We start from the raw sequence: 15,608 nt of genomic DNA, 5'->3' as shown, positions 1-15,608 counted from the left end.
GATAGTTTGCCTTTCGTTATTGAATATGATTGCTATTTGCATTTAAACTTGGCGAACCAGAGGAAACAGAATCATTATGCCGCTAAAAAAGATGTTCCTTAATCGCCGTATATCCGTGCCTTTCGTCTTGTCCGTAGGCCTGCACAGCGCCCTGGTGGCGGGATTGCTTTACGCTTCGGTAAAAGAAGTGGTGGAGCTGCCGAAGCCAGAGGACGCGCCGATCAGCGTCATGATGGTCAACACCGCCGCGATGGCTGAACCGCCACCGCCGGCGCCGGCCGAGCCGGAACCGCCGCAGGTCGAACCTGAGCCGGAGCCAGAACCGGAGCCTATCGTGGAGCCGCCGCCGAAGGCGATCGTGAAGCCGGAGCCGGTCAAGCCGAAACCGAAGCCTAAGCCGAAGCCGAAGGTCGAAAAACAGGTCAAACCGGAGCCGAAGAAGGTCGAGCCGCGCGAGCCGTCGCCGTTCAACAACGATTCGCCGGCCAAGCCGATCGATAAAGCGCCGGTGAAACAGGCGCCTGCTGCGCCGGTGCAGGGCAACTCGCGCGAGGTCGGGCCAAGGCCGATCAGCCGCGCCAATCCGCTCTATCCGCCGCGGGCCCAGGCTTTGCAGATCGAAGGCAACGTGCGGGTACAGTTCGATATCGACAGCGACGGGCGCGTGAGCAACGTGCGCATCTTGTCGGCCGAGCCGCGCAACATGTTTGAGCGTGAAGTGAAGCAGGCGATGCGCAAGTGGCGCTATGAAGCCAAAGAAGCGAAAGATCGCACCGTCACTATCCGCTTCAAGCTGAACGGCACGACTGAATTGAACTGAGTTCGGTCAACACAAAAAGAAAGGGTCGCCTCGGCGACCCTTTTTGCATTTGCGGCGTAGCGTCAGTTTATTCTTCGAAGCCAACGCGGAAATTCATTTTGCCCTCAGGCAGCGCGCGCGAGTTGCCTTCCGCATCGACAGCCACATAGGTGAACACCGCTTCGGTCGCCCGGTAGCGCTGGCCGATCGGGGCGGAGGAGACTTTCTTGACCCACACTTCGATATTGATGGTGATCGAGCTGCGCCCGGTACGGATGCAGTGCGCATAGCAGCAAACCACATCACCTACCGCCACCGGTTTCAGGAAGGTCATGCCGTCCACGCGCACGGTCACCACGCGCCCTTCGGCGATCTCTTTTGCCTGGATGGCGCCGCCGATATCCATTTGCGACATCAGCCAGCCGCCGAAGATATCGCCGTTGGCATTGGTATCGGCCGGCATCGCCAGCGTGCGCAGCACCAGCTCGCCGCTGGGTAAAGGTCGTTGTTGTGTCATAGCAGTCTGCTTTTAAAAGGAGGGAATAACATCATACTGCCCGCGACAAGCGCCGCAGGCATTAACAATTTTGTAACTATTTTTTCTGTTCTTCCGGCATGTGCCGGTAAATATAGATACCGCTGAGGAGGGTGAAGACCAGCGTCAGCACCGTCAGGCCAAAGACTTTGAAATTGACCCAGACGCTTTGCGGCAGCCAGAAGGCGACATAGATGTTCGCCAGGCCGCAGGCCAGGAAGAAGACCGCCCAGGCCAGGTTGAGGTTGCTCCACACTTTGTCCGGCAGCGTCAGCTCTTTGCCCAGCATGCGCTGAACCAGCGGTTTTTTGAGCACCCATTGGCTGATCAGCAGCGCCAGCGCGAACAGCGCGTAAATCACCGTGACCTTCCATTTGATGAACAAATCGTTGTGGAACACCAGCGTCAGGGTGCCGAACACCAGCACCATCAGGAAGGTGATCAACGTCATCTTCTCGACCTTGCGGTATTTAACCCAGGTGAACACCAGCGCCAGTGCGGTAGCGACGATCAACGCGCCGGAAGCGACGTAAATATCGTACAGCTTGTAAAAAGCGAAAAAGACAATTAACGGGAGGAAATCAAGAAACTGCTTCATAAATCAATCCATCATCTGTTCATCGGCCGACTATACCGGATTCGGCGAGCTCTGTGTACCGCCGGGCGCTGCCGATTATCGGCGTTTGGCCGGCGGATTTCTGCCGCGAAAGCAGGAATTTGCATAAACTTACGCGAGAAAGCGCGGGCGCATTGCCAGCGCGTGCCGCAGGCCGCATAGTAAGTAGCATAATAACCAGATAATTTACCGCGGAAAACAGCATGCAGTGGAAATCTCTCCAGGCCCTGACGCCGGGTTTGACGCATTTATTGGGCTATCAACGCAGTTGGCTCAAGCCGGATATTCGCGCCGGCCTTTCCGTCGCCGCCGTCGCCTTGCCGGTGGCCATCGCCTATGCCGAGCTGGCCGGGGTCAGCCCGGTGGTGGGGCTCTATTCCTGTATTTTGCCGATGGTGGCCTATGCGCTGTTCGGATCGTCACGCCAGCTGATCGTCGGGCCCGACGCCGCCACCTGTGCGGTGATCGCCGCGGTGGTGACGCCGCTGGCGGCGGGCAATATGGAGCGCCATTGGCAACTGACCATCATGATGACCGCCATGATGGGCGGCTGGTGCCTGCTGGCCAGCCGGTTCAAGCTGGGGGCGCTGGCGGATCTGCTGTCGCGGCCGATCCTCAGCGGGTTGCTGAACGGGGTGGCGATCACCATTATGGTCGATCAGATCGGCAAGGTGTTGGGGTTCACGGTGCGCCCGGCGCAGCTGATCGAGCGCATCTACGCGCTGCCCGGCAACCTGCTGCACAGCGACTGGCTGACGATGGCGGTGTCGTTATTGACGCTGGTGACGCTGCTCGGATTTAAAAAATGGCGGCCTAACTGGCCGGCACCGCTGTTCGCCATCGTGCTGGCGGCGTTCGTGACCTGGGCGGGCGGCCTGCAACAGCATGGCGTGGTGACGGTGGGCGGTTTCAGCGGCGTGTTGCCGATCGTCCAGTGGCCGGATTTCCAGCCCGGTTTACTGCGCGACATGGTGATCCCGGCGCTCAACCTGGCGGTGGTGAGCTTTGTCAGCATGATGCTCACCGCCCGCAGCTTTGCCGCCAAAAACGGTTATGAGGTGAACGCCGACGCCGAGTTTCGCGCGCTGGGGCTGGTGAATATCGTCTCTGCGCTGTCGCAAGGTTTCGCCATCAGCGGCGCAGACTCGCGCACCGCGGTGAATGACGCCAACGGCGGCAAGAGCCAGCTGGTGTCGATCATCGCCGCCGCGGTAATCGCCTTCGTCTTGCTGTTCCTGATGTCGCCGCTGCAGTTTATTCCGGTGGCGGGATTGGGGGTGGTGCTGATGTATGCGGCCTGGTCACTGCTGGACATCCGCGGCATCTGGATCTTGCGCCGTCGCAACGCGCAGGCGTTCCGCCTGGCGCTGTTTACCTTCCTCAGCGTGCTGCTGGTGGGGGTGATCAGCGGCATCGGGCTGGCGGTGTTACTGGGATTGATGCAGTTTCTGCGCACCGTCTTCCGGCCGACGGAACAGCTGCTGGGCGTCAACGACGAAGGCATGATCCATTCCATGGGCAACAACAATGGGGTGAAGGCGGTGCCCGGCGTCATGATGTATCGTTTCAATTCGCCCCTGACCTATTTCAACGTGGCGTACTTCAAACGCCGCATTCTCAATTTGGTCGACGGCACGCCGTTCCAGCCGCGTTGGGTGGTGGTGGACGCGGTGGCCAGTTTTACCCATGCCGACATCAGCGTGTTGACGGCCATCGACGAACTGAAACGCGATCTGTTACAGCGTAACGTTAGGCTGGTGCTGGCGGGGCGTCGCACCGAACTGACGCGTTGGTTCCGCATCAACCGCTTAGGGCGCGACAAAGAGCTGATTTTGGTGCCGGATCTGTATCTGGCGCTGAAGCTGATTCAGAGTAAGGAGCAGGCGGAAGCCGCCGTGATGGGGTAAACAAAAAAGGGGCGCGCCGAAGCGTGCCCCTTGATTTTCGCTGACGCCGGCGTTAGCCGCGCAGCAGCATATACAGGCGGAACAGGTAGATCAGCAGCAGGGCAGACACCAGGTTGCTCAACGCGGTCAACACCACGCTGGCGACGTTCGGCGTCAGCACCGACAGATGGCTCACCAAAAACAGCACCAGCAGTTTGGCCGCCAGCCACAGCATCATCGCCGGCACGATCACGCGCGCATTGGCGAAGGCCAGTTTGCTGCTCAGCTTGAGCGAAGCGAACACGCCTTTCTTGTCGACCGAGGCGATCACCGGCGCCAGCGCGAAGGCGATCGCCATCAGCACGCCCGGCACCACAAACAGCGTCAGGCCAAGCTGGATCAGCAGGGTGCAGATAAACAGCAGCAGCAGCAGGCGCGGCAAGTCGGGCGCCGAGGCGCCGAGCGCGCGCAGGGCGCTGGTGCGTTGCCCTTGCGACACCAGACGAATCAGTGTCAACATCCCGCCGACCAGCAGCACGTTGCCGACCAGCGCGGAGAAGGTGGCGGCCGCCGACACTTTCAGCAACACCATCTGCTGTTCCGGCGTCATCTGCTGGATCACTTCCTGAATGCCCATACCGGTAGACGAAGCGAAATCGCTGGTGGTGGCAGCGAGCGTCGCCAACTGTTCGGCATCGGGGCTGAAGGCCTGATTCAGCAGCACGGAGATAAACGCCGTCAACAAAGCCAGCATCAGGATGCTGGCCAGTTGGTTACGTAAAAAGTTAAAACTGTCACGGTACAAAGCGTTGGCCGTGATAGACATGCAGACTCCTTGGCGTCGGGAAAACAGAGATAAATCAGTGGGTGATTGTACCCTGTTCCACGCCGCTGTGGCACCCCGCGAATTGCACTACGCCTATTTCTTCAACGATCGTCGTCTCAGGCAGCGACAGCGGCAGGGGCACCGGCAAGGGCGGCAGGCCATAGCGTTCCCGGGCGCGATCGCAGGCTTCGTTGCGCAGGCCGTTTTCACCGGACTGATCGAACTCTCTGCACGGGCTGGGCCGATTGAGGTAGATCGAGCAGGACACGGCTTTGCCGATCTCGCCGTCCAGCGCGTTGCAGCGGGGGGACTTGCTGTTGGTCCCCTGCATACAGCGCAGGAACGGGGTCAAAGGCTCCGTCAGGGAAAGAGGGACGGTGCCGCCGCCGTCTTCGGCTTCGGCCCAATAGAATGACACTCGAAAATAACCGCAGCATGCGCCGCAGCTGACACAGGGATTAAGGATTTCGCTCATCTTGATTGCCCGCCGACTCCTCACGGCACCAACCAAAACCAACACGGAAAATGAAATTACCTCAGCCGCAATTTTCTCCGCAACCGAAATTTGAACATGTAGATAATTTGCAACAAAATCGATTTTTTGATGCAGATCAATCCTTGATTTATTAGGCGGTTAGGTAACCTTGTTTTTAGTAGGATTTTAAATTTTTACACATAAGATGTGATCTCGATGGGATCACAAATACCCGAAAGTAGGTATATTCCCCCTCGAGCGATTAACCACACAAATGGAATGGATAATGAAAAAGACAACTCTGATGGTATTGGCGACGATGATGGCGCCTATGTTGGCAAGTGCGCATCAGGCCGGTGATTTCCTGTTCCGCGCGGGCACCGCGACGGTGCGTCCAAATGCGGGTTCGGACAACGTGCTGGGGTTGGGTTCGCTGGATGCGAAAAACAACACCCAGCTCGGTCTGACCTTCGGTTATATGGTGACGGACAACATCGGCGTTGAGTTGTTGGCCGCAACGCCATTCCGCCACAAGGTGACGCTGGGCGGCACCGATCTGGCGACCGTTCACCAGTTGCCGCCTACGCTGATGGCGCAATACTACTTCGGCGATAAGCAGGATAAACTGCGTCCTTACCTGGGCGTCGGCGTTAACTACACCACTTTCTTCGATGAGAAGTTCAACGACTACGGCAAAAGCGCCGGGTTGAGCAATCTCGATCTGAAAGATTCCTGGGGTGTGGCGGCGCAGGCCGGCCTGGATTACAACCTGGATGAGCACTGGATGCTGAACATGTCGGTGTGGTGGATGAATATCGAAACCAAAACTCGCTTCAACGATGCGAATGGCGGGCACCACAGCTTCGATACGCGTTTGGATCCGTGGGTGTTCATGTTCGGGGCGGGGTACCGCTTCTGATGAAGGCTCCAAGCAGGGAGGCGTTGCGCCTCCCTGTGTCGGTATTATTTAATCTGCATTACGTTTTCAACCGATTTCACGCCGGCCACGCCGCGTGTGACCTGCACCGCACGGTTGGCGTCATCGCTGGACGTCACGAAGCCACTCAACTGCACGCGTCCCTTAAAGGTTTCCACGCTGATTTCGCGTGACTTGATGTTTTTATCCGCCAGCAGTGCCGATTTCACTTTGGTGGTGATCACCGTGTCATCAATATAACCACCCGTTCCCTCAGATTTTGCCGTCGGCGCGCAAGCGCTCACCGCGACCGCCACAACGGCTGCCATGCACAAGGCCGAAAGGGTTTTAAAAAGCTTCATAAATTACTCTCCATGCAATGTTATGGTTGAAATTCGCTACGGTTTTTCGCCGCAGCGGGCGCATTCCCCAAATCAAACGAAGAAATGCATAGCGAACAAAGTTCATTGTGAGACAAGACCTGGGTTTGTTCAAATTTTTGCTGTAAATAAATGGAACAAACTTTGAGGGGAAACAAGCTGTTAAAGCGAGCGCCGGCAGGGCGCTCGCTGAAGAGGATCACGCCCGGGTAGCGCGCTTCATATTGCTGACGAAGGCCGCCAGCTTGGTCAGCATCTCCGCCGGGTTGGCATGGTGCTGTTCGATGATTTTGACGATTGCCGAGCCGGAGATCGCGCCGGCGGCCCCGGCCTGCAGCGCGGCCTTCACCTGCTCGGGTTCGGAGATGCCGAAGCCTTGCAGCGGCGGCGCGGCGTGGTACTCGCGCAGCTTGTTCACCAGGTGATGCAACGGCAGCTGCGCCCGGCTTTCGGTGCCGGTGACGCCGGCACGCGACAGCAGATAGGTGTAGCCGCGGCCGTGCGACGCGATTTCCCGCAGCAGATCGTCATCGGCGTTCGGCGGGCAGATGAAGATCGGCGCGATGCCGTGGCGCGCGGCGGCGGCGCGGAACGGCGCAGACTCTTCAAACGGCACGTCGGCGACCAGTACCGAGTCCACGCCCACTTCGGCGCAGCGTTGGTAAAACGCATCGATGCCTTTATGGAACACCAGGTTGGCGTACATCAGCAGGCCGATGGGAATGGTCGGGTGCTTCTGGCGGATGGCCGCCAGCATCTCGAAGCACTGGGTCGGCGTGACGCCGGCGGCGAAGGCGCGCAGCGTCGCGCTCTGGATGGTGGGGCCATCCGCCAGCGGATCGGAGAAGGGGATGCCCAGCTCCAGCGCGTCCGCGCCGGCTTCGATTAGGGTGTCGATAATCTGCAGCGACAGCGCCGGATTAGGATCGCCCAGCGTCACGAACGGGACGAAGGCGCCTTCCTTGCTGATTTCCAGACGCGTGAACAGTTGCTGATAACGTTCCATCAGATTTCTCCCCGTGCTTTCAAAATGTCGTGAACGGTAAATATGTCTTTGTCGCCGCGGCCGGACAGGTTGACCACCAGGATCTGCTCTTTCTGCGGCGTTTCACGGATCATTTTCAGCGCGTGAGCCAGGGCGTGCGAGGATTCCAGCGCCGGGATGATGCCTTCATGGCGCGACAGCGCCTTGAACGCTTCCAGCGCTTCGTCGTCGGTGATCGACACGTATTCGGCGCGGCCGGTGCTGTTCAGGTAGGCGTGCTGCGGCCCGACGGACGGGAAGTCCAGCCCGGCGGAAATTGAATAGGATTCTTCAATCTGGCCTTCGGCGGTCTGCATCATCGGCGCCTTCATGCCGAAGTAGATGCCGACGTGGCCGTGCTTCAGCGGCGCGCCGTGCTGGCCGGTTTCGATGCCCAGGCCGGCAGGTTCCACGCCGATCAGCCCAACGTCGGCGTCATCGATAAAATCGGCGAACATGCCGATGGCGTTGGAGCCGCCGCCGACGCAGGCGATGACCGCATCCGGCAGGCGGCCTTCGCGCTCCAGCACCTGCGCTTTGGTTTCTTCGCCGATCATGCGCTGGAATTCACGCACGATGGTAGGGTACGGATGCGGGCCGGCGGCGGTGCCGAGCATATAGTGCGCGGTTTCATAGCTGCCGGACCAGTCGCGCAGCGCTTCGTTGCAGGCGTCTTTCAGGGTGGCGGAGCCGCTGTGCACCGGGATCACTTCCGCGCCCATCAGCCGCATGCGGAACACGTTAGGCGACTGGCGCTCGACGTCTTTGGCGCCCATATAGATGCGGCATTTCAGGCCGAGCAGCGCGCAGGCCAGCGCCGACGCGACGCCGTGTTGGCCGGCGCCGGTTTCCGCGATGATCTCGGTTTTGCCCATGCGCTTGGCCAGCAACGCCTGGCCCAGCACCTGGTTGGTCTTGTGCGCGCCGCCGTGCAGCAGGTCTTCACGCTTCAGGTACAGCTTGGTGTTGCTGCCGGCGGTGAGGTTTTTACACAGCGTCAGCGCCGTCGGGCGGCCCGCGTAGTTCTTCAGCAGATCGATAAATTCCGCCTGGAATGCCGGATCGCGCTGGGCGCTGACAAAGGCTTCTTCCAGTTGTTTCAGGGCCGGCATCAGAATTTGCGGCACGTATTGGCCACCAAATTCGCCGAAGTAGGGGTTAAGCAGCGTCATGAGAGTTCCCGTTATTATCCGTTATTAATGTTGAGCCGTATTCAGTAGGCGCGCAGGGTCTGGAAGACCGAGGCCAGGCGCGCGGGATCTTTGATGCCCGGTTCGCTTTCCACGCCGGAGTTGAAGTCCAGCCCGGCGCAGCCGAGCTTGGCCGCCTCGACGCAGTTGTCGGCGCGCAGGCCGCCCGCCAGCATCACGTTAGTCAGATCTTCGCCTTGCAACACCGACCAGTCGAAGCGTTGGCCGGTGCCGCCGGCGCCGTTGTCGAGCAGATAGCGATCGACATGCTGCAGATCGCGCGCCGGCACCCGATCTTTCACGCTCAGCGCTTTCCAGATGCGGCAATCGGCCGGCAAGCGGGCGCGCAGGGCGTTGATATAGGCCTGGTCTTCCGCGCCGTGCAATTGCACCGCGTGCAGACCGAGGCGCTCAACGGTCAACGCCACGGTATCGACCTGGGCGTCGCAGAACACGCCGACGTACTTCAGCGGCGCGCCGGAGATCACTTCGCGAGCGCGGGTGATGTCCACATAGCGCGGCGAGCGGCCGACGAAAATCAGCCCGCCGTAGATGGCGCCGGCCTGATAGGCGGCGGCGGCGTCCTGCGGACGGGTCAGGCCGCACACTTTGTTGTCGCCCAGGATCACGCGGCGCACGGCGGCGCGCAGATCGGGTTCCGACATCAGCGCGCTGCCGATCAGGAAGCCGTTGGCGTAATGACTCAGCTCGCGGATCTGCCCGTAGTTGTTGATGCCCGATTCGCTGATCACCGTCACGCCGTGCGGCACGCGCGGCGCCAGCTGACGGGTGCGGTTCAGATCGATGCTCAGATCGCGCAGATCGCGGTTGTTGATGCCGACCACGCGCGCTTCCAGCGCGATCGCGCGCTGCAGCTCTTCTTCGCTGATCACTTCGGTCAGCACGCCCATATTCAGGCTGTGGGCCACCGCCGCCAGCTGGCGATACTGCTCGTCGGTCAACACCGACAGCATCAGCAGGATGGCGTCGGCCTGATAGTAGCGCGCCAGGTAAATCTGATACGGATCGATGATAAAGTCTTTGCACAACACCGGTTGGCTGACGGTTTTACTGACCAGCGGCAGGAAATCGAAGCTGCCCTGGAAGTATTTCTCGTCGGTCAGCACCGAGATCGCCGAGGCGAAATCTTTATACACCGTGGCGATCTCTACCGGATCAAAGTTCTCGCGAATCAGCCCCTTGGAAGGCGAGGCCTTCTTGCATTCGAGAATGAAAGCCGTCCGGGTGCCCTGCAGCGCGTGATAGAAGCTGCGTTCGCTCGGTACGATGTCGTTCTGAAAGCCGGCCAGGGGCTGTTGCTGTTGTCGCGCCGCGATCCATTGCGCTTTGTCGCGGACAATCTTGTGTAGCACGGTTTCCTGCATCATTTATCCTCTTGCCGCCAGTGCGATGACACGCTCATAGGCCTGCCCGCTGTTGATCATATCCAGTGCCTGCCGCGCATTTTGGCGCAGGTCTTCATGTCCGAATAACTTCAGAAGCAACGCGACGTTGGCCGCGACGGCCGCGGCGTGCGCCGGCTCGCCTTTACCTTGTAACAGCCGCGCCAAAATGTCACGGTTTTCTTCCGGCGTGCCGCCCAGCAAGGCTTCCAGCGGATAGGTTTCCAATCCGAAGGACTGCGGCGTGAGCTGGTAGCTGCTGATTTCGCCGTTGTTCAATTCCGCCACGTGCGTCGGGGCGTGGATCGCCACCTCGTCCATGCCGCCGCCGTGAACCACTGCCGCACGCTGATAACCCAGCACGCGCAGGGTTTCGGCGATCGGCAGCACCAGTTCCGGGCTGTAAACGCCGATCAGCGCCAGCGGCGGACGCGCCGGGTTGATCAGCGGGCCCAGCACGTTGAACAGCGTGCGGGTTTTCAGCTGCTGGCGTACCGGCATGGCGTGACGAAAACCGGTGTGGTACTGCGGCGCGAACAGGAAACACACGCCGAGATCGTCCAGCGCCTTGCGCGCTTCTTCCGCCGGCAGATCCAGGCGGATGCCGAACGCCGCCAGCAGATCCGAAGAGCCGGAGCGGCTGGAGACGCTGCGGTTGCCGTGTTTGGCGATCTTCGCGCCGCACGCCGCCGCGACGAAGGCGCTGGCGGTGGAAATATTGATGCTGTTGGTGCCGTCGCCGCCGGTGCCGACGATATCGGCGAACGGGTAGTCAGGGCGGGGGAACGGCTGAGCGTCGTCCAGCAGCGCTTTGGCGGCGCCGGCGATCTCTTCCGGGCGCTCGCCGCGGACTTTCATGCTGATCAACGCCGCCGCCAGTTGGCTCGGCTCCAATTCGCCGCGCACGATGGCGCTGAACAGCTGTTGGCTTTCCTGCTGGCTCATCGACTCGGCGCGGTACAGTTTCTCAAGAATAGGTTGCATCGTCGTGTTCCTTATATTACTTCGCCAGCGCCCAGGCCAGGGTCTGCTCAAGCAGGCGTGCGCCGTGGGTGGTCAGAATCGATTCCGGGTGGAACTGGAAGCCGCACACGCGGCGATGATCGTCGCGCACCGCCATCACCATCTCGCCGAACCGGGCGTTGACGGTGAGATCGGCCGGGATATTGCTGCCGACCAGCGAGTGGTAGCGCGCTACCGGCAGCGGGTTGGCCATGCCGGCGAACATACCTTCGCCATCGTGAACGATCGCCGAGGCCTTGCCGTGCAGGATCTCGCCCGCCTGGCCGACCTGGCCGCCGTAGGCTTCGACGATCGCCTGGTGGCCGAGGCAAATGCCGATGATCGGCAGCCGGCCGCGCAGGCGCTGCAGCAGTTCCGGCATGCAGCCCGCTTCGGACGGGGTGCCGGGGCCGGGCGACAGCATCAGCACCGGCTGGGTCATGTGCTCCAGGCGTTCGATGATCACCTCGGCGGCGATCTGGTTACGGTAAATCACCACCTGGTGGCCGCTGGCGCGCAGCTGATCGACCAGGTTGTAGGTAAAGGAATCGACGTTGTCGAGCAGCAGAATATCGGCCATCAGAACACCTCCTTGGCATGGTGCGCAGTGGCGATGGCACGCAGCACGGCACGGGCTTTGTTGCGGGTCTCGTCGGCTTCCGCCTGCGGGACGGAATCCAGCACCACGCCGGCGCCGGCCTGCACGGTGGCGATGCCGTCTTCAACGTAGGCGGAACGAATGACGATGCAGGTATCCAGATCGCCGGTGGCGGTGAAGTAGCCTACCGCGCCGCCGTAGCTGCCGCGGCGCGTGCCTTCGGAGGCGGCGATCAGCTGCATTGCCCGCACCTTCGGCGCGCCGCTCAGGGTGCCCATGTTCATGCAGGCCTGGTAGGCGTGCAGCACGTCGAGATCGGCGCGCAGGGTGCCCACCACCCGGGAAACCAGGTGCATGACGAACGAATAGCGGTCCACCTTGGTCAGATCGGCGACGTAGCGGCTGCCGGCCTGGCAGATGCGCGCCAGATCGTTGCGCGCCAGATCGACCAGCATCAGGTGCTCGGCCAGCTCTTTGTGGTCGGTGCGCATTTCCAGCTCGATGCGGCTGTCGAGATCCAGATCCAGCGAACCGTCCTTACTCCGGCCGCGCGGGCGGGTGCCGGCGATCGGGTAGATTTCGATTTGCCGATTGCTCGCGTCGTATTTCAGCGCGCTCTCCGGCGAAGCGCCGAACAGGGTGAAGTCATCATCCTGCATGAAGAACATGTACGGGCTGGGGTTGTTGTCTTTCAAGGTCTGGTAGGCTGCCAGCGGCGCCGGGCACGGCAAGGAGAAGCGGCGCGACGGCACCACCTGGAAAATCTCGCCCTGGCGGATCGCTTCCTGCAGCCCGCTGACCACCGCGCCGTACTCTTCGTCGCTCTGGTTGCAGCTCAGCTGCATGTTTTCCAGCGTTTGGTGCGGGATCGGCTGCGGGGTTTGTTGTAATTCGGCCTGCAGCTGTTCCAGGCGTTGCTGCAAACGCTGCGCTTCACTCGCCTGCTCACTGAAGACGCTGGCCTGCAGACGGGCCGAGCCTCGTTGGTGATCCAGCACCAGCAGGGTTTCCGCCAGATAGAAGCAGAAGTCCGGGCAGCGCTGATCCTGGCGCAGCGCCGGCAGGTCTTCGAAACCGGCGACCAAATCGTAGGCGAACAGGCCGCCCAGCATCACGGCTTCGCGCTCGTCCGCCGGGGAGTCCACCAGGGTCAGCAGCGTGCGCAGCGCGTCGAACACCGACAGTGAACGCAGGCGGGCGTCTTCGTCCTGCACCGCGTCGATCGCCGGGAAGCTCAGCTCGCGGCCGTTGGGGCGCGCCTGATTGCGCACCTCGGGCGGCAGCGCTTCGTCCAGCAGCGGCAGCAGCGCCGCGCCGTTGGCGGTCAGCGCCTGCACGCTGACGGTGTGTCCCAGTGCGGTAATACGCAGCGCGCTGTCAATCACCAGCAGGCTCTGCAGATTCTGTTTGCTGTTGATTTCCGCCGATTCCAGCAGCAGGGTGGCCGGACGGGCGCCGCACAGCTGGTGGAAAATGGTGGTGGGATCGCCCCGGTAGCTGGCTTGCGCCTTCAGCAATGTCATTTGTGGTTTGATGTTCATCATCGGTGGTTCCAGTGAATTCTGTCCATAAAAAAGCCCGCATCAGGTGCGGGCTCAGGAAATCTGCATTGTCAGATGACAGCTATGCGCGATTACACCGCCCGCAAGAGGGAGGTACGCCACCAACCGTGAAGAGAAATGTAGTTGTTCATTTGTAGACTCTCTCTGTTAACGCTCATCCGACACGGCCGTTGCCGTGAACTTGTGTACTAGTTAACTGGTTCGAGAGGGCAAAGTCAACCCTCTTTTTGCACAATGTTTTAGCGGTCAGCGTGAATTATATTCATCATTCAGCCTGGCGTCCGCGGCCGGGGCAGAATAGATTTCCGTCCGGCCGCCGATCGCGGGTATGATAGAAAACCAAGCCATTGCCGGATAGCCGTTTTGACAGACAGTAACCCCCCATCCACCGCCTTTACTCTGTACGACCTCCACAGCCACACAACCGCCTCCGATGGCTACCTGACGCCGACGCAGCTGGTGCAGCGGGCGGTCGAGATGCGCGTGGGCGTGCTGGCGATCACCGATCACGACACCACCGCAGGCCTGGCCGAGGCCGCCGCCGCCATTGCGGAGCAGGCGTTGCCGCTGCGGCTGGTCAACGGGGTGGAAATCTCGACGCTGTGGGAAAATCATGAGATCCATATCGTTGGATTGGGCATGGACGTCGCGCACCCGGCGCTGGTGGCGCTGTTGGCGGAACAAACCGAACGGCGCAATCGGCGTGCGCAGGAGATCGGCGTGCGTCTGGGTAAGGCGCGCATTCCCGACGCCTATGCCGGCGCCCAGCGGCTGGCGGGCGACGGCGCGGTGACCCGCGGCCATTTCGCCCGTTATCTGGTGGAGATCGGCGTGGCGGACAACATGGCGCAGGTGTTCAAGAAATACCTGGCCAAGGGCAAAACCGGCTACGTGCCGCCGCAGTGGTGTACAATAGAACAAGCCATTGATGCGATTCATCAATCGGGCGGCCAGGCGGTGATGGCGCATCCCGGCCGTTACGATCTGACCGCGAAGTGGTTGAAACGTTTGCTGGCACATTTCGCCGAACACGGCGGCGACGCCATGGAAGTGGCGCAGTGTCAGCAGGCGCCGCATGAGCGCTCGCAATTGGCGAAATACGCCCAGGACTACCGCCTGTTGGCCTCGCAAGGCTCTGATTTTCATCAGCCTTGTTCGTGGATCGAACTGGGCCGCAAACTGTGGCTGCCGGGCGGCGTCGAGCCGGTGTGGCGCGATTGGCCGCAGCCTGGCGAGGCGGTCTGATTTTACGCGCGTGGCAACGCGCGCGGGCATCATTTTAGGAGCAAGTCATGAGTCAGCTTTTTTATATTCACCCGGACAACCCGCAGCCGCGTTTGATTAACCAGGCGGTCGAGGTGTTGCGCAAGGGCGGGGTGATCGTTTATCCCACCGATTCCGGCTATGCGCTGGGTTGCATGCTGGAAGAGAAGGCGGCGATGGAGCGCATTTGCCGCATCCGCCAGTTGGACGGCAACCACAACTTTACCCTGATGTGCCGCGATTTGTCCGAGTTGTCGACCTATGCGCACGTCGATAATACGGCGTTTCGCCTGATCAAAAACAATACGCCGGGTAACTACACCTTCATTCTGAAAGCGACCAAGGAAGTGCCGCGCCGCCTGATGAATGAAAAGCGTAAAACCATCGGCCTGCGCGTGCCGTCGAACCCGATCGCGCTGGCGCTGCTGGAGGCGCTGAACGAACCGATGATGTCCACCACCCTGATGCTGCCGGGCAATGATTTTGCCGAATCGGATCCGGAAGAGATCAGCGATCACCTGGGCAAGGTGGTCGATCTGGTGATCCACGGCGGTTTCCTCGGTCAACAGCCGACTACGGTTATCGATCTGACCGAATCCTCGCCGGAAGTGGTGCGTGAAGGGGCGGGCGACGCGGCGCCTTTCCGCTGATGTAAACCGTCGCCGACTTGCCCATTGTCTGAAAATCGGCTGAAGCGACGCTATTTCGGGTGAAAGCAGCTATTCTTGCTACTTCAGAATTGATAATGGGCAGGATGCGCACCAATGATTAAACGGGTTTCTTTTTTAGCGGCCTTATTATTTTCCTCGATGGCAAATGCGGGTTTTTATTCGGGCAGTTCCTTGCTGGCGGAATCCGGCGGTTACGTAAAAAATAAAAACGGTGAGGCCACCGTTGCCGAAGCGCTTAACGGCGGCATGTTTATGGGATACGTCGCCGGCGTATTCGATACTTATTCGATGCAGGGCAACCGCAATATTTGCCCGGAAGCCGGGATGAGTATCGGCACGGCCGCCGATGCGGTGATGCGCTATTTGAACGAGCATCCCGAGCAGTTGCATTACTCTGCGCCTTCGGTGATCATGCTGGCGTTAAGCGCCGCCTATCCCTGCGTGCGCCATTAAATTTGCATT

15 protein-coding genes, 1 pseudogene and 1 other annotated feature are annotated in these 15,608 nt (G+C 60.5%); of the genes and pseudogenes, 6 read left to right on the top strand and 10 right to left on the bottom strand.

The window, feature by feature from the left end; all coding sequences use genetic code 11:
- The first annotated feature begins 76 nt into the window (after positions 1-76).
- Complete coding sequence (gene tonB, locus SSARUM2_RS13500; RefSeq protein ID WP_016927510.1) at positions 77-820, top strand: TonB system transport protein TonB; 744 nt, start codon at positions 77-79, stop codon at positions 818-820.
- Between the two features lie 67 nt (positions 821-887).
- On the opposite strand, the gene yciA is transcribed toward tonB, so the two are convergent.
- The gene (gene yciA, locus SSARUM2_RS13495) at positions 888-1,316 is read right to left on the bottom strand and encodes an acyl-CoA thioester hydrolase YciA (protein WP_004932085.1); all 429 of its coding nucleotides are present in this window, start codon (positions 1,314-1,316) and stop codon (positions 888-890) included.
- 76 nt (positions 1,317-1,392) lie between these two features.
- Complete coding sequence (locus tag SSARUM2_RS13490; RefSeq protein ID WP_004932082.1) at positions 1,393-1,932, bottom strand: septation protein A; 540 nt, start codon at positions 1,930-1,932, stop codon at positions 1,393-1,395.
- 221 nt (positions 1,933-2,153) lie between these two features.
- On the opposite strand from SSARUM2_RS13490, the gene SSARUM2_RS13485 reads away from it, so the two are divergent.
- Positions 2,154-3,857 (top strand): SulP family inorganic anion transporter, encoded by a 1,704-nt coding sequence (locus SSARUM2_RS13485; protein WP_049195449.1) that lies wholly within the window; start codon positions 2,154-2,156, stop codon positions 3,855-3,857.
- A gap of 52 nt (positions 3,858-3,909) precedes the next feature.
- Here SSARUM2_RS13485 and SSARUM2_RS13480 read toward each other — a convergent pair whose 3' ends face one another.
- Positions 3,910-4,662: a YciC family protein gene (locus tag SSARUM2_RS13480; protein ID WP_033647584.1), complete on the bottom strand. Its 753-nt coding sequence runs from the start codon at positions 4,660-4,662 to the stop codon at positions 3,910-3,912.
- A gap of 34 nt (positions 4,663-4,696) precedes the next feature.
- Positions 4,697-5,137 (bottom strand): YkgJ family cysteine cluster protein, encoded by a 441-nt coding sequence (locus SSARUM2_RS13475; RefSeq protein ID WP_033634766.1) that lies wholly within the window; start codon positions 5,135-5,137, stop codon positions 4,697-4,699.
- A gap of 286 nt (positions 5,138-5,423) precedes the next feature.
- Here SSARUM2_RS13475 and ompW point away from each other — a divergent pair, with 286 nt between their 5' ends.
- Complete coding sequence (gene ompW, locus SSARUM2_RS13470) at positions 5,424-6,056, top strand: outer membrane protein OmpW (RefSeq protein WP_004932076.1); 633 nt, start codon at positions 5,424-5,426, stop codon at positions 6,054-6,056.
- Between the two features lie 44 nt (positions 6,057-6,100).
- Here the strand turns inward: ompW and SSARUM2_RS13465 are convergent, their stop codons facing one another.
- From SSARUM2_RS13465 to SSARUM2_RS13440, 6 genes and pseudogenes are all read right to left on the bottom strand, one after another.
- Positions 6,101-6,415, bottom strand: a complete 315-nt coding sequence (locus SSARUM2_RS13465; RefSeq protein ID WP_033634764.1) for a BON domain-containing protein — start codon at positions 6,413-6,415, stop codon at positions 6,101-6,103.
- 217 nt (positions 6,416-6,632) lie between these two features.
- Positions 6,633-7,439, bottom strand: a complete 807-nt coding sequence (trpA, locus tag SSARUM2_RS13460; RefSeq protein ID WP_049195446.1) for a tryptophan synthase subunit alpha — start codon at positions 7,437-7,439, stop codon at positions 6,633-6,635.
- Positions 7,439-8,629 carry a tryptophan synthase subunit beta gene (gene trpB / locus SSARUM2_RS13455; RefSeq protein WP_033634762.1) on the bottom strand — a complete coding sequence of 397 codons (1,191 nt, stop codon included), beginning with the start codon at positions 8,627-8,629 and terminating at the stop codon, positions 7,439-7,441. Before trpB ends, trpA begins: the two co-directional genes overlap by 1 nt.
- 41 nt (positions 8,630-8,670) lie before the next feature.
- Entirely contained in the window at positions 8,671-10,032 is a 1,362-nt protein-coding gene (gene trpCF / locus SSARUM2_RS13450; RefSeq protein ID WP_079656981.1) for a bifunctional indole-3-glycerol-phosphate synthase TrpC/phosphoribosylanthranilate isomerase TrpF, read from the bottom strand.
- Between the two features lie 3 nt (positions 10,033-10,035).
- A pseudogene (gene trpD, locus SSARUM2_RS13445) lies at positions 10,036-11,632 on the bottom strand (bifunctional anthranilate synthase glutamate amidotransferase component TrpG/anthranilate phosphoribosyltransferase TrpD).
- Positions 11,632-13,194: an anthranilate synthase component 1 gene (locus SSARUM2_RS13440; RefSeq protein ID WP_060452602.1), complete on the bottom strand. Its 1,563-nt coding sequence runs from the start codon at positions 13,192-13,194 to the stop codon at positions 11,632-11,634. The pseudogene trpD and the gene SSARUM2_RS13440 overlap by 1 nt, the downstream one beginning before the upstream one ends.
- Positions 13,195-13,218: 24 nt before the next feature.
- Positions 13,219-13,322, bottom strand: a sequence feature (Trp leader region).
- Positions 13,323-13,575: 253 nt separating this feature from the next.
- Between SSARUM2_RS13440 and SSARUM2_RS13435 the strand changes: the two genes are divergently transcribed.
- The 3 genes from SSARUM2_RS13435 to SSARUM2_RS13425 all read left to right on the top strand — a co-directional run bounded on the left by SSARUM2_RS13435 (position 13,576) and on the right by SSARUM2_RS13425 (position 15,599).
- Positions 13,576-14,457: a PHP domain-containing protein gene (locus SSARUM2_RS13435; protein ID WP_060418856.1), complete on the top strand. Its 882-nt coding sequence runs from the start codon at positions 13,576-13,578 to the stop codon at positions 14,455-14,457.
- A 47-nt stretch (positions 14,458-14,504) separates the two neighbouring features.
- Entirely contained in the window at positions 14,505-15,125 is a 621-nt protein-coding gene (locus tag SSARUM2_RS13430; RefSeq protein ID WP_033643268.1) for an L-threonylcarbamoyladenylate synthase, read from the top strand.
- 114 nt (positions 15,126-15,239) lie between these two features.
- Positions 15,240-15,599 (top strand): Rap1a/Tai family immunity protein, encoded by a 360-nt coding sequence (locus SSARUM2_RS13425; protein WP_033634755.1) that lies wholly within the window; start codon positions 15,240-15,242, stop codon positions 15,597-15,599.
- Positions 15,600-15,608 lie beyond the last annotated feature (9 nt).

It is taken from the genome of Serratia sp. K-E0102, from assembly GCF_029962625.1.
Classification (GTDB): Bacteria; Pseudomonadota; Gammaproteobacteria; order Enterobacterales; family Enterobacteriaceae; genus Serratia; species Serratia sarumanii.
Note: the sequence above shows the minus strand (reverse complement) of the source record. Positions and strands in the feature narration are given on the sequence as shown.